The following is a 15,489-nucleotide window of genomic DNA, read 5'->3' as shown; positions in this document are numbered from 1 at the left end:
TATTAACATATTAATCTTTGCAATAGTTTTTTTAAATTATTTTTAATAAAATTAATATTCTTAAAATAAACTTAGTAAATTCTTAAAATAATCTTAAATAAATATATCTATTTTCGACATTTTTTAAGAAAACAATTATTTAACATTTACTATGATAAAAATAGAAAAACTGTTAAGTTCATGACTTTATGTACTCAAATTAATAAACCTTTTAAGTTATTAATTTAATAAAAAACGAGCTAAATTCACTTAAGAATTTAGCTCATTTTATTATTTTATATCCTTAATAAGTCTAACTAATGCAGAAATTTCTATTGGCTTTGGAAGATAGCCATCAAAAATATCCTTATCTTTCTCAACTAATTCACTATCCATATAACCAGTCATCAAAATTATTGGAATACCTGGCTTTACAGCCTTCATTTCTCTAGCAAGCTCATTTCCCCTCATATCAGACATCATAAAATCTGTAATTACAATATCATAAAGATTATAATTCGCCTTCCAAACTTTTAACGCTTGAATTGGAGATGTATAGTATACAACCTTATACCCCTGCTGCTGTAGCCCTTTTTTTAGAACTTTGATGACTTCTTCATTATCATCAACAATTAATATTCTTTTTACTTCTGACTTTTCTTTTCTTTTACTAGCTTCAAAATTATTAACATTCCCATTAACTAACGGAAAATAAATTTTAAAAGTACTACCTACGCCAACGCTGCTATTAGCTAATATTATACCATTATGTTTTTCAATTATACTTTGCACAACAAATAGCCCAAGGCCAGTACCATCGCCAATTTCTTTTGTTGTGAAGAATGGTTCAAAAATTCTAGCAAGAGTTTCTTCATCCATACCACAACCAGAATCTTTAATAATAATTTCAGCATAATCTTTCTTCGCTGATAATTTACTACTAATTTGTTGAGCTTTTTTACCTGAAATCACCTTTAAAGAAACTTCCATAACCCCACTGCCATCCATAGACTGATATGCGTTTGTACATAAGTTAAAAAGAACTTGATGAATTTGTGTATAGCTGATATTAATAAAACCACATTTCTGCTCAATATATTCATTGATAACTATTTTTTTTGGTACTAATGTCTTTAATAATTTCAAAGTATCTTTTAAAGCAAAATTAATATCCACCAATTCATCTTGAATAATGTTACTATCACTTCTTGCTAATACAAGCATTTGCTGTGTGAGCTCCTTCCCCTTCTGAGCAGCTTTATATATCTCTTGAACCTCTTCATATTCTTCACAATCTTCTGAGAACCCCATTAAAAGCAATTCAGAATATCCCAGTATAGGTGTTAAAAGGTTATTTATATCATGAGCTATACCTCCCGCTAAAGTTCCTATCATCTTCAGCTTCTGAGAATGATATAACTCTGCCTCCTGCTTTCGCAGTTGCTCAGATGTTTCATTAAGCATTTTTAAGTACTTTGTTTCCTTTTCAAGCTCATCTTTATTTTTTTTCATATTAAACAATACAATCAGAAATAAACCCATAATAACTGCAATAGCAATTGAATTACAGAAGCTTTTTAACAAAAATTTATTTATTGGATCAGCTATTTCCTCATAGGAAGTCGTTAGTGCTACCACCCAAAAATAATCTCCAAATTTTAAAGGCGTATATGCATTTAACTTCTTAGTTTTTTTCAAAACATTATCTCCCCACCAATAGGAATGATAAATTTTTGTTCCTTCTTCACCTTCTAATTGTTCACTGACAAGTCTCTCAAGTTCCTGATACTCCAAGCTTGGATATGCTTTTTTTCTACTTTCTATTACATCCATCCCCACCTGTTCTTTAACTGGATGCATTATGATTATACCTTCTTGATCTTTTGCCATAACATAACCCTTTTGCCCAACCTTAACTGGTGCAATCAAATTATCATATATAACATCAAGACTTAAAGAAATTGCAATAACCCCTTTAAACTCTTCATCTATAAATACAGGTTTAAAAATATTTACAACAAATATTTTTAAATCTTTGTGCATATATGCTCTTCCAATATGAGTTTGTCTAGTTTTCAATGCTATTTCAATATCTTCTTTATTTTCAAGATAAATTTCTTCACCACCATCAGGATAATAGGATACTACCTTTCCTATGGAATCAATAAAATAAATTCTATCCACCAGTTCGCTTTTCGAGTTATAATATGCCCTAAACTCATCAAGTATAACATTTTTTTCTCCTGTTTCTGATATTCGACTAATATCTTGTATAAATTCTCTATCGCCTGAAATAGATTCCATAGTATCAATGATGCTTTCAAAATATAATTCCACACTTCTACAAATAGATCTTGTAATACCAAGCATATTTTCTTGCTGCTTAGCAACAATTGTATCCCTGTACTCATCATAATTTATATACATTCCCAAAGCATACAAACCTATAAAAAGTATTACAATGGAAATCTTTATACATCTCCTACCAAAAAGCTTTTTAATCTGCATCAAATTCATATCCAATTCCCCATAGAGTTTTGATGTATTGAGGTTTACTTGGTACATCTTCAATTTTATTTCTTAAATACTTTATATAAACCATTATGCTATTATCATCAGTTTCTGTTTCATGCCATACATTTTGATACAACTCTTCTTTTGAAAATACTTTATGAGGATTTTCCATAAAGAACTTGATAAGCTTCGTTTCCTTTGAGGATAGCTTAATCTCTACTCCATCTTTGAAAAATCTATAACTTGCATAATCAAAGGTAAAGGGACCTCTTTTTAATATGCTCGTTTTGGCTTCTTTATTTAAAATCTCTCTTTTTCTTTTAATTTGTGATTTTACTTGTGCACATAGAACAGCGGGACTAAAAGGCTTTGTAATATAACCATCTGCGCCTACATCTAATCCTTTAACAATATCTTCATCTTCCTTTTTGCCACTTAAAAATATAATTGGTGTCATTATATCTTGTTCTCTAATAATTTTTGTTACATCATAACCTGAAATGTCTCCCATCATGATATCCAAAATTATTAAATCAAAATCATACTTCTCCATTAACCCTAAGCATTGACTTCCATTTGCAGCTTGAAATACTGACATCCCTTGTGTTGATAAAATTTTTCCAATCAACTTTCTAATAGGTTCTTCATCTTCAACAACTAGTATCTTAATATCTTCCATATTTCCTCCACCTTACACGTAGCATTTTTTATTTCATGCCACATTACTATCCATTCAAATATCATATTCTCCGTTTAAACTCATATTCCTTCATTTTCTGTTAATATTCTATTTATGTTTAGATGAATTGACATATATCTATCTTTCTCACTTTTTACAAACATCTTTTATACCTTTATGATAAAAAATATTTAATTTATCTAATCCCCTTCTCTAATCATGATGAGTTTAATTTTGAAATTATATATTTTAAATATGTAAACATAAAAAAACTGGTGTAGGATTACTCTTACACCAGTTCTTATTATTAGTTTTATTTATATGACAAACCAAAGTTTAATTCATAGTAGTTACCACACTTATCTCTATAAGCATAAGCCTTACCGTTCTCATCCTTCATGGATTCTGGCATATACATATCCTTATCATATCCCGGAACATCATTAGGAGAAACACATACTCCATCCTTGTCAACAGCAATAACACTATCATCTTTTGGAAGAGTTATTGGCATCTTTCCTACCGGATTGAATCTACCAAGTATAACATCCATTGTTGCAGATGGGTAAGTATCAAAGCCTGCTAATAATGCATGACAGTTCTTCTCTACATTTCCTATAATCCAAGCCAAAGTAAAGTTAATATTAGAAATTACCTTTCCACCCTTTGCACTTACAGCTTCATAAATTTCTCTGATTTTATCAGCATTTGCAAGTGTTGTTTCCTCATGAGTTTCTTCAGCTGGTCTTCCAACTTCATCTACATTTACAACTGTCTTAGCATCACAAATATCTAACTCTAAATATCCTGGTGTTGCATTAAAATAATCTCCTGAACTTGGATTAACAAATAAAATTGCATAATCTGCCTCTTTGTAATCCTCTGTTAATGTTAATGATGCTTCTTCTGAAAGCTGCTTTCTTAAGTTTTCAGTTAGTTTTTCAGCTTCTTCAGCTTTCTTCTTAAAGCCTTCAACATAAACCTTCTTGCCTTGAAGTTTTTCTGAAGTTAATGGAAGAACTTCATCCTCATTCTTTAAAAGAACAACTGATTTACGGTGTACATCATAGGCAGCATCCCAATGCTTTTGAGTTTTAACAACCTCTACTGCCTTAGCAGCATCTCTATATGGATTATCCATAATTCCAAGTTCAAACATTTCTGTTAAGGTACGTTCTACAGCTTTAGTTAAAACTTCATCTGTTAAAGTAACCTGCTCCAATGTATATCCTTCAGGAAGTTTATTTCCTTCCGTTGTGTAGTAACCATTAGTTCTTCTTTCATATGCTTCCTTAGCTTCAGCAATACTTAAAGAACCACTTATTATATCTACGCCTGAATTTAAAGCTAAAGCTGTTCTTTCTGCTTCATCTAACTCTTCAACTCCCCAGCACATTTTTCCGATAATCCCTGAATCACTGTTAATGTACCCTTTGAAGCCCATTCTATTTCTCAATAATTCTTCATTAAAGAACTTGTTAAAAGCAAAACCTAATGGCTTCATTTCTACAGGATTTCCATCTAAATCCACCTGTGGCTTACTTTTCTCTAAAGCTGGTTTTGCATAATATGGCATTATAGAAGATGCATTTTTATCTATTGCAACTGCAAAACCTGGTAAATGATACTTTTGTAAGCTTCCTTCAGTTTGGTACACATTCCATTGACCTTGTTTGTAGTGTGGATCAAATCCATTTTCACGAGCTCCACCACCTGGGAAGTGTTTTACTGTCATTGCTACTCCATCAGTAGTTACACCTTCAGCACTGCCTTGAATTCCTGGAATAAGACGCTCAAATATATCTTGAATAAGTGCTGGATCTTCTCCAAATGTTCCGTAAGTACGCTGCCATCTTGGATCAGTCATAACGTCAGCCATGTACATATAACCCTTCTTCATTCCTACAGCATCCCATTCCTTACGAATGCAATCTGCAAAATCATCAATGATGCTTATATCACTTCCTTTAATTGCTGCAGCTATCCCCATAGTTCCTGGCCAAGCAGCAAAAACTCCAACTGCATCATTCATTCCAAATACCATTTCACCATTTTCATTTCTTGAATTAGAAACCATTACCATAGGTATTGCATGATCACACTCTTCAGTTAAAAGATTTAATTGATTCATCCAGTCTACAAGCTCATCTGGTTCTGGATTTTGTCTTAATATTAAGTGACGAATTCCCCATTCCTTTACAGTATGAGTTGTACCATAAGTAGACTCAACACTAAATATGCTTTCACCCTTCTTAACATGCTTTTCATCTAAAAGTCCAGTTTCATCTACTTGCTCTTTATCTTCTTGAAATCTACCCATATTCCATGAGTTTATGAATATTAAGCCTATTTTCTCATCAATAGATAAATCCGCAGCTAGTGCCTCAGCACGCTCCTTTGGTGACTTTCTCCAATCCTTATAAACATTAAGTTTTCCATCACCATTAATATCCCTAAAATACATTCCATCTACATTAATTACATCTTTTACTGTAACACCAATAGTGGGACCGTTTTCATTACTGTAGTATCTTACTAATTCACTAGCTATTTTCTTCGTCATTTTTCTTTCTCCTTCTATCACTATTCTCTAACGATTAAGCTATCTAACCTCATATTTTCAACTAACTTTAAATATTAAATTAATCATTAGAATTATGACATTGTTCAACTTTATATTATATAATTATATTATTTTAAAAAAAGATAATTTTCAAGACAAATAATAACTTACGCAATTATTGTGTATTTTAATCATATTTTCCCCACATTTACAATGTTTTATCTTACAATAAAATTGTTTTTTGTTAATTTTGCTTATTATTACTTTTTACTCTATTATTCTCTATTATTAATAAATCAACTATAAGAAAAAAACTATAGGCAGGATTATATTTTCTCCTCCTATAGGACTTATTTTCAAGTCAATATCCCATACATTTATTAATTGTACCCTGTATGATAGTTATAGGCGTTTTTAATTCATGTGAAATATTAGCTATTAGCCCTTTTCTCCTCTTGATACCTTTGAATCTTCATTTCTTCCTTTAGCTTTTCATTGCTGCACTGCAAATCATTTAAGCTTTTCTCTAAATTATCTGATATTGAATTCAATGAGCTTCCCAGGATACCAATCTCATCTTCCCTTGTTACCTTATATTTATACTGAAAATCACACTGAGAAATTTTTTGAGCAATTTTACTCATGTCCACCAATAGTTTTGTCATTGCCTTGGAATATATAAAAGATATACTTATTATTAAGATAAAGACGAAAATGAAAATCATAAAATAAAAGCTATTCATAGTGCCAATAACTTCGTTAACTTCTGAATATCTTTCAACTGAAATCTCATATAGAATAATTCCACTCACTGCTAATCCCACAATAAGTATTAATACAGATATTATTGTATACAGCTTAATTAAGCTTGTAAATGACTCTTGGAAAGCATCAACCTCTTGAGCCTTCGTAAATACACCTATTTTGTTTTCCTTTAATTCCTTATCTATGGCAGATATTTTCTCAAATTCCTTAACAACAAAAGAAACTGCTGTTGGATTTTCTTTATTTATATCAGCTTTTTCATATACTTCCTTCTCTGTTGCTGAATCTAGGGTGAAATCCTGATATTGGGAATTAGATAAACCAGTTACCTTTAATTTAATCTCTTCTAAATTTCCTGAAGAACTTTTAAATTGCAGTTTAATTTCCCTTCCAATTATTGATTTCACATCATCAACTAATCTATTAGCAACATTAGAAGATATTACAATTTCTTTTTTACCTGGTCTTGGCATTTCCCCATAAGCCATAGTTTCCTTTGCAATAGCTGTAGGCACCTTTATAGGAATATTTAATTCCTTTTCTCCACTAATCAACTTCACTTCTTCAAGATCATACTGATAATAAACATTTTCAATATCCTTATGAGCCTCTAAATACTTAAAGATTTTTTCCATATCTTCATTAACTTTTTTCCCTTCATAAAACAAAGGTGCCTGTCCAATATTGTAAGCGAAATTTTTTTCTTTAAAATCACTAATTAAGTTGTCTGTGATTTTTTTTGTTGCCAAAGAACCTACAAATGCCGCACTTCCCAAAGCAATAATCAAGGCAGCCAAGATAAACTGTAATAAATGAATTTTAAAGTTCTTTAAGCTAAGCTTTCGTGAAATCTCATTATTAAGTTTAGGTTTCTTTGTTATTTCCTTCTGTACATCTGATCTAATAGCAATTTTTTCCCTTTCACCTTCATCTTTTTTTATAACAATACCATAATCCTCAATCTCAATAATTTCATCCGCATATTCGGCAACCTCTTCATCATGAGTAATTACTATCACAGTTTTTTCCTTAGAAATTGATTTTAAAACCTCCATAATTTCCCTAGTAGCTTCTTCATCTACAGCACCAGTAGGTTCGTCTGCCAAGATTATTTTAGGTTCATTTATTAAGGCTCTAGCTATTGCAACTCTTTGTTTTTGACCTCCACTTAAGGTTTCAATAGATTGATTGATTTGTAGCTCAAGACCTAAGCTAATTAATAGCGCCTTCGCCTTTTCCCTTTTATCTTCTATTGAAATTTTGTCATTTAAGTGGATTCCCATTAAAACATTTTCTAAGGCACTATAGCCCTTTAAAAGATTATAATTTTGAAATACAAAGCCTATATTGTTAAATCTATATTGACTTAACTCATCCAAACTTAACTCCTTTAGCTTATTTTCATTAACAATTATCTCCCCTTCATATTTGGTATCAAAACCAGCTATCAAGTTAAATAAGGTTGACTTACCCGATCAACTGGGCCCAAAGAAACAAGTTAATTTATTCTCTTTAAACTCATAATCAGTTCCTTCATATATTTTTGTTTCTCTAAAACTCTTATATAAATTATTAATCTTAATCATTATCTATCACCTGTCATCAAATTATTAGATATATTAGTTTTAGCTGCTATAAATGATGTGATTAATCCTGCAATTAAACCTTGAATAATTATAATCACAATACCCATAACCATAGAATTTGAACCTGATATAGACATACCAAAAAGTTTTATAGATAAACTATTGATAACAGGCAATCCTGCAACAAAAATAACTGATGAACTCAAAGCAATTAATAAATATTCCATCATACTTAAATTTAATAAGCTATTTTTAGAGTATCCATTAATTTTAAGTATCGTATACTCACCCTTTCTTAAATAACCATTAATAATTGTTACAACCAGGGTTACAACAACTGCAATAACCGCCAAAATACCAGCCATAGAACTTGTTTGTTCTCCTGAAGTATTATCTATTTTAAGGATATCTTTCACTGATTCAAATTCTCCAAAAGGTGTTATTCCTTCTGCATTTAATTCCTCAACAATATTCATAATATCTTCTACCTTTTTAACTCTTATAGTGCAGGATATATTAGTATCTGAAGAGTTCTTCTGCTTATTAAGCTCTTTAACAACATCTAACCCATAAATAAATGCATCTTCAAGTTCAAATTCATAAGGCTTTCCATCTGGTGAATCATATCGAATAGTTGAATCCACAACTCCAACAATAGTTAAGTCCTTTACTGTTTGTTTTATTGATTGAGGTTGTCCACTTGACCAATCATAACCTTCTCCTTCAATAGATATCTTCTTACCTATAACCTCTTCTGGCTTTAACTTATTTTTTTCAAGAAATAATTTTGTAACTGCAACTTCTCTGCCATCTAGATTTGGTAATCTGCCAGCCTCAACCTTATCAATTGAAGCAACAGTATTAGAGGTCTCTACTTGATAATTATTTACTACTCCGTCAATAGATACTTTCATATTATTAATATTTAGTGCAGGTATTATATGTTCAATTCTTTCATCATTTTTATACTTATCTAACACCTTTGAAACATACTGTTCAATGTCTATATTCGGCTTATTGCTGTCTTCCTCCTCTGTACTTGCTCCTCCTGTTACACTGGAAAACACTGCAATATCTCTTAAGCCATTCCCTTTCTTTGCTACAAGCTCTTCAATTATTGACTGTTGCTCGTTAGCAATAGACCCGCTGAAGTTTAAAAGCAAGAAAAATGAAGATAATACTAAAATTACTGAGGTTAATGCAAATTTCAAAGTCATTACTTTAAAGTTTCTAACTCCCACAATTCCTGCTCTTTTAATGGATAACCTCGGTTTTATCTTATCCTTCTTCTACACTTCCTCTTCAATTTCTCTAATAAAATTTTTAACAGGGGTTGTGCAATAAAAATGCTTATAGCATAATTTTTTATTACCTAAAAAATAAAAGAGATATTCCTATGAATATCTCTAAATAAACTAATATATTTCACCCTAATATAGCACTCAAAATCACGATTTCAATTTATAAAAAAGTTCTCCTCTCAGATACTGAAATTCATTCCCAAAGCAATTGTAAACTGCACAGTTTTTAAATTCTTGAAGATATTATAACAACTCACTTAAGTAAGTGTTACAGTATTATGAAGCTAAATATCTACATTAACCCGATCTTCTGATAACTTAATGAAGTTTTCTATTCATATGTCAAGTTACCTTCTTGCGGCATATCTACAACTTCTTCGTTCTCTTTCTGTAACATTTCCTCTTTTGTTAATCCCTGATTATTTTCCTTTAATAAATCTCTAATTTCCTTTAGAAGTATAACCTCTTCAGGAGTCTTCTTCTCTTCATCTTTCTGTTCTTTCTTCACTCTTTTTTCTAGTTTTGCTATTACTTTGATTGTTACAAAAATAGATAGCGCAATAATTAAGAAATCAACAACATTCTGAATAAATAACCCAATATTAAGAGTTACTGCTGCCTTATCACCAATAGCTTCTACTAAAGTTATTTTATATTCAGTAAAGTTAATTCCACCTGTTAAGAAACCTACAATAGGCATTATTATATCTGTAACAAGAGATGATACTATTTTATTAAAAGCTCCCCCAATTACAACACCTATAGCTAAATCAAATATATTTCCCTTTAACGCAAAAGACTTAAACTCTGATATAAACTTTTTCATTCGTACTAAATCCCCTCCCAATTTTTTCAACTTCTAATATTATTTATTATATATATTAATTTTCCTCTTTAATTTTAAACTATGCAATTCCTCTTCACTCCAAACAATTTGAAATGCGATTTTTATCATACTCTAACTATATTAATTTAATTAAACATTATTTTGTGCTATCACATCTGTAAATTACAGACTTTTAAATGCACAAATATTTTTCAAATATAGTTAGGAGTATACTATGGAAACATATAAAATTGCAACAAAAAAATTATTTAAAGCAACTAGCAATTACCAAACCAAACTCTTGGCAAGCACTTATACTAGCATATGTAGCAATAATAAAATTAACAACTTTGATTATAATATACAAGAAAATAAATTTGAAGCTAAAATAAATAATCCTTACATAAAATTATATGTAATTGTAAGGTAACTTTCAATATAAAAAGGAAGTCTAAAGAGAGACTTCCTTTTTGCTTCATAAAACTTTATACAGTTATCTAACTATGTCTGGATCTTCTATTACCTTTAAGCCTGTTAAAGCCAAAGCCTTAGCTGCCAATATCAAGCCTTTATCCCCCTTTGTGGAACAAGCAGCTTCCCTGAACTCCACAGTATGGGCTGGTATTTCTTCATCGCAGATTGAAATTGTTGGATGAATAGTTGGTACCACATGACTTACATTTCCTGTATCCGTTGAACCAACACTTTTTTTTATGCTCCTTTCAACCATTTCACCTAAGTCTTCAATACATTCTTCAAAGATATTATCAAGAGCTACATTCGGAACCAAATTTTCAACTATATTTTGAATGTACGTATGACTTGTTGTACACCCTGTTGATATTGCTGAACCTTGTGCAATATTTATAATTCTATGGGTTAGAACTTCAAGAGCTTCTCTCGTGGCTGCCCTTAAGTAAAATCGTGCTCTTGTATACTCTGGAATAATATTAGGAGCTTCTCCTCCATTTAAAATCACTCCATGTATTCTCACATCTGAAGTAACCTGTTGTCTTAATGCGTTAATTCCATTATAGAATAAAAGCATAGCATCTAATGCATTTATTCCTTCTTCTGGACAACCAGAAGCATGAGCAGGCTTTCCAAAGAATTCAAAGTCTATGGGTGCAACAGCTAAAGACTTACCTGTTCTTTGAGTATAGGAACCTGGATGCACCATCATTGCAGCTGTTACACCTTCAAAAACTCCAGCCTTGACAAAGCTTCCTTTAGCACTTCCATTCTCTCCCCCTTCTTCAGCCGGAGTTCCAAATACTTTTACTGTTCCTCCACATTGTTCAATAACTTCCCCAAGTGCTATAGCTGCCGCTATGCTGCTTGCTCCAATTATATTATGCCCACAACCATGACCAAGTCCTGGCAGCGCATCATACTCTGCTAGGTATCCAATAGTAGCTCCTTCCTTTGAAGCTTTCTTTGTTGCAATGAAGCCCGTTTCATGGCCTGCTATATTAGTCTCAACATAAAAACCATGGTTCTCAAGTTCCTTTATTAAAAGGTTTGAAGCAAAGAATTCCTTATTTCCTACCTCTGGTTTTTCATGAATCAAGTGACTAATTTCTATAAACCTGTCCTTATTGCTATCTATAACTTCAATTATCCTTTCCTTAATACTCATAATATCCTCCTTTAAAATTATGGATCTCTCTGGTCTAAATTATGGAATAGTAATAGTGTTTCTGTAAGACTCTATTCCTTCAGGGTATAAATTAGTGACCATGAAGATCAACATAGTGAAACTTAGAATAGTGGCACTTGTGCTCCATCGTACATCTCATCTAAAATTTCTTTAACTGGCTCTGTTTGATAAATTTCAACTAATCTTTTTAAAGTTTTATTATTTTCATCTTCTTTTCTTACAGCAAAGATATTGTAGTAAGCTTCATTTCCTTCTGCTGTTGGATCTTCAATATAAATTGAATCCTCTTGAGGTTTTAATCCTGCAGTTACTGCAACTCCACTATTAATTACCCCAACTTCTAAATCACCAAGAGAAAGTGGAATCTGTTGTGCTGACATAGGTATTATTTCAACATTCTTTGGATTACTTTCAATATCCTTGATAGTTGGTGTTAATCCAGCATCCTTTTTAAGCTTTATTACTCCTGCATCAGCTAAAAGTAGTAAGGCTCTTCCTCCATTGGTTTGGTCATTAGGAATTCCAATCTTCCCCTTTTCTCCAATGTCAGCTACATCCTTAAGCTTTTCAGAATATATACCCATTGGTGCAAACACTGTATCTCCAATGCTGATTAAATCTAGATTATGCTCTTCTTTAAACTGATCAAAGTATACTTGTGTTTGGAAGGAGTTAATATCTATCTCTCCTTCTGCTAAAGCTTGATTTGGTTGAATATAGTCTGCAAAGGTTACTACTTCAAGGTCTATACCTTCCTTAGCAAGCTCTTCCTCAACATAATCCCAAACTCTAAAATCAGTACCATTTACCCCTAACTTAATATGATTATCCTCACCTGCTCCTTTGCTACCACAACCTGTTAATAAAGCTCCTAATAAAACTGTTAAAATTAATCCTTTAACTTTTTTCATTTCAATACTCTCCTTTATTTTTAAATATTCATAATATTCTGTAAATATTTTCTTCTATTTTTACTTTGTTTATGATTTATTTTTTATTTATTTTAAAATACCATTTCTCTTTCTTAGAATAAGTATAGTCATATTTTCTAAATTCAGATTTGGATATTCACTTAAATAAATACCTTCTCTCTTGTTTCCAAAAGAACTTCACTGAATAGACTCCAGTAACTAAATCATAAATTTAAACTGTCACTTAATGAGCAAACTTTCCAGCAACCCAGTCACCAAACTTCTGCACTCCACTTACCATAATAATAAGAAGAATTACTGTGACAACCATGATATCCATCTTATAGTTTTGATATCCATATAGAATTGCAAAATTTCCAAGACCTCCGCCTCCTACAGTTCCCGCCATAGCTGAATATCCGATTAGACTTACTACTGAAATTGTTATTGCATGAACAATACCTGACAAGCCTTCTCTTAAAATAACTCTTGTGATAATTTCCACTGGGCTTGACCCCATAGCCTTTGCAGCTTCTATAACACCCTTATCTACCTTTTGAAGAGCTGCTTCTATTTGTCTTGCAATAAAAGGTGTGACCCCAATTACTAAGGGTACTACTGCTCCAGCTGTTCCAATGGTGGTTCCTGCTAATGCTTTTGTAATAGGCTTCACCGCTAGAATTAGTATAACAAAAGGAATAGATCTTAAGGTGTTTGTAACCTTGCTAAAAATGCTATTTACTGCTTTATTCTCCAACACATGTCCTGGTGAAGTAACTAGTAAAAATACCCCTAGTGGAACTCCTAATACTGCAGAAATAGCAGTTGCTACCCCAACCATTTGAAAGGTCTCAACTATAGCCTTCATCATTTCTGGAAAATACTCAACTACATTGGGAATAATTCTTATAAGTAACTCGTTCATCCTCTATAACCTCCACTTCAACCTTCTTTGATTTCATATACTCTATTGCTTGAATTACCTGTTGTTCACTGCCTTCCAGCTCCACAACCAAGTTTCCAAAGTAAACCTCTTGAAGCTTTTCAATGTTTCCAAAAGTAATATTAGCAGTAACTCCAAATTTCTGTGAAATCACTGAAATTAATGGTTCACTGGCAGGTTCACCCACATACTTAAGCTGTAAAAGCCTGCTAACTCTATTTGGCCCTTCGCTTCCAAACTTCTCATAATGAAAATTCTTTGTAACAAATTCTTTAGCTATGGTACTAGTTGGACTTGTAAATACTTTAACTAAAGACCCTTCCTCAACGACCTTTCCTTGCTCCATAACTGCAACCTTTGTACAAATTTCCTTAATCACTTCCATTTGATGAGTAATTAAAACTATTGTTATTCCTAATTCTTCATTAATCTTTTTCAAAAGTTGTAAAATTGACTTAGTAGTCATCGGATCTAATGCTGATGTTGCTTCATCACATAAAAGTATCTTTGGTTCTGTTGCTAAGGCCCTCGCTATTGCTACCCTTTGTTTTTGTCCACCACTTAGCTGTGATGGGTATGCTTTTTCCTTATCTTCTAGTCCTACCAACTGAAGAAGTTTTTTAACTTTTTCCTTTTTTTCAATGCTACTCATAGCTCTTCCTTTTAACGGAAATGCAATATTATCATAGATATCCCTACTGCCCATTAAATTAAAATGCTGAAATATCATACCTATGTCTTTTCTTATAGTTCTTAACTCCTTTTCTTTTAGCTCATTAATATTTTTTCCTAATACATTTATTTCACCACTTGATGGCTTTTCAAGACCATTTATACATCTGATTAATGTACTTTTACCAGCACCACTGTAACCAATAATTCCAAAAATATCTCTTTCCTCAATGGATAGTGTTATCTCCTTTAATGCTTCTACCTTACCTTGTCCTTCCCCAAATGTTTTATTGATGTTTTTAATCTCTATCACTACTGCTCCCTCCTTTTAATGACTTTATGTAAAAACAAAAAGCCCCGCCTCCAGTTAGTTTTAATTATAACTAACTAGAGGCGAGGCTGTATAAACTCGCGGTACCACTCTAATTCATTCATATCTCACAATATAAACCTCTTCAAGTACGTCATGAAAATCATGATTATACTCTATCGCTATAACAGGCGAACCCGTTGCAACCTTAATTCTCTTGAATCTCGCCTGCACCACTCCAAGGCCATTTTCAATTTACTATTCTCTGCTTCTTTTCAGCTACCGAAGCTCTCTGTAAGAGACATCCTAAATTTACTTTCCTCTTCAACACGTTTATGTTTAACTTTATATTGATAATACCACAGTAGTTTTTTGATTACAATACCTTTTTTTGAATATTTTTTATTTTTTACACTGTAAACATTATCTTTTTATTCTAATCATTTGAAAAATCATAAATATACTTTTTATTATGCAACGGATTTCTATTATATACATTTTCAAAATTATGGTATAATATCTTATATAATTAATCTATAGTTTTCAGAAGCTGGAGTTTAAACACAGTCAAACCTTACCTTTCCTCTCAAATTAAGGAGGTTCATTTATGTATAAGCTATCTTTTAATTTAGATACCTTTATGTTGACATTTTTCAACTTAATAATTCTTTTTTTATTTATTATTTGCTTTGCAGTGGTTGTGAAGAGATTTTTTTAAAGATAAGTATATTTATATAACTAAAAATAACTAAAAATAACTAAAAATAACTAAAAAGAATT

10 protein-coding genes, 2 pseudogenes and 1 other annotated feature are annotated in these 15,489 nt (G+C 31.5%); of the genes and pseudogenes, 1 reads left to right on the top strand and 11 read right to left on the bottom strand.

Translation table 11 applies throughout. The annotated features are described in order from the left end of the window. Positions 1 to 270: 270 nt before the first annotated feature. The 7 genes and pseudogenes from BN1075_RS14245 to mscL all read right to left on the bottom strand — a co-directional run. Entirely contained in the window at positions 271 to 2,496 is a 2,226-nt protein-coding gene (locus BN1075_RS14245) for a hybrid sensor histidine kinase/response regulator (protein ID WP_040193883.1), read from the bottom strand. Further along, positions 2,477 to 3,172, bottom strand: coding sequence for a response regulator transcription factor (locus BN1075_RS14240; RefSeq protein WP_040193881.1), 696 nt, complete (start codon positions 3,170 to 3,172; stop codon positions 2,477 to 2,479). The genes BN1075_RS14245 and BN1075_RS14240 overlap by 20 nt, the downstream gene beginning before the upstream one ends. A gap of 313 nt (positions 3,173 to 3,485) precedes the next feature. Further along, complete coding sequence (locus BN1075_RS14235) at positions 3,486 to 5,735, bottom strand: glycoside hydrolase family 3 protein (RefSeq protein WP_040193880.1); 2,250 nt, start codon at positions 5,733 to 5,735, stop codon at positions 3,486 to 3,488. A 361-nt stretch (positions 5,736 to 6,096) separates the two neighbouring features. Further along, positions 6,097 to 6,165: a hypothetical protein gene (locus tag BN1075_RS22230; RefSeq protein ID WP_235777847.1), complete on the bottom strand. Its 69-nt coding sequence runs from the start codon at positions 6,163 to 6,165 to the stop codon at positions 6,097 to 6,099. A gap of 1 nt (position 6,166) precedes the next feature. Then, positions 6,167 to 7,963, bottom strand: a pseudogene (locus BN1075_RS22225) (ATP-binding cassette domain-containing protein); the annotation flags it as partial. 122 nt (positions 7,964 to 8,085) lie between these two features. Continuing rightward, positions 8,086 to 9,303, bottom strand: coding sequence for an FtsX-like permease family protein (locus tag BN1075_RS14225; protein WP_148315517.1), 1,218 nt, complete (start codon positions 9,301 to 9,303; stop codon positions 8,086 to 8,088). Between the two features lie 505 nt (positions 9,304 to 9,808). Continuing rightward, positions 9,809 to 10,213 (bottom strand): annotated as a pseudogene (gene mscL / locus BN1075_RS14220) (large-conductance mechanosensitive channel protein MscL); the annotation flags it as partial. A gap of 235 nt (positions 10,214 to 10,448) precedes the next feature. On the opposite strand from mscL, the gene BN1075_RS14215 reads away from it, so the two are divergent. Beyond that, on the top strand, positions 10,449 to 10,643 hold the full coding sequence (locus BN1075_RS14215) for a hypothetical protein (protein WP_040193878.1): 195 nt from the start codon (positions 10,449 to 10,451) through the stop codon (positions 10,641 to 10,643). 63 nt (positions 10,644 to 10,706) lie between these two features. Here BN1075_RS14215 and BN1075_RS14210 read toward each other — a convergent pair whose 3' ends face one another. The 4 genes from BN1075_RS14210 to BN1075_RS14195 all read right to left on the bottom strand — a co-directional run bounded on the left by BN1075_RS14210 (position 10,707) and on the right by BN1075_RS14195 (position 14,712). Further along, complete coding sequence (locus BN1075_RS14210) at positions 10,707 to 11,852, bottom strand: M20 family metallopeptidase (RefSeq protein WP_148315516.1); 1,146 nt, start codon at positions 11,850 to 11,852, stop codon at positions 10,707 to 10,709. A 122-nt stretch (positions 11,853 to 11,974) separates the two neighbouring features. Next, positions 11,975 to 12,784, bottom strand: coding sequence for a MetQ/NlpA family ABC transporter substrate-binding protein (locus BN1075_RS14205; protein ID WP_040193877.1), 810 nt, complete (start codon positions 12,782 to 12,784; stop codon positions 11,975 to 11,977). A 244-nt stretch (positions 12,785 to 13,028) separates the two neighbouring features. Beyond that, the gene (locus tag BN1075_RS14200) at positions 13,029 to 13,709 is read right to left on the bottom strand and encodes a methionine ABC transporter permease (protein WP_040193875.1); all 681 of its coding nucleotides are present in this window, start codon (positions 13,707 to 13,709) and stop codon (positions 13,029 to 13,031) included. Then, a complete protein-coding gene (locus tag BN1075_RS14195; protein ID WP_040193874.1) occupies positions 13,669 to 14,712 on the bottom strand; it encodes a methionine ABC transporter ATP-binding protein in 1,044 nt (347 codons plus the stop codon). The genes BN1075_RS14200 and BN1075_RS14195 overlap by 41 nt, the downstream gene beginning before the upstream one ends. Before the next feature lie 73 nt (positions 14,713 to 14,785). After that, positions 14,786 to 15,046 (bottom strand) — a binding site (T-box leader). Positions 15,047 to 15,489: the final 443 nt, after the last annotated feature.

Origin of the sequence: Clostridium culturomicium, assembly GCF_000821305.1 — a bacterium.
Lineage (GTDB): Bacteria > Bacillota > Clostridia > Clostridiales > Clostridiaceae > Clostridium_J > Clostridium_J culturomicium.
The sequence above is the reverse complement of the archived record's forward strand: the minus strand, read 5'-3'. Positions and strand labels throughout refer to the sequence as shown.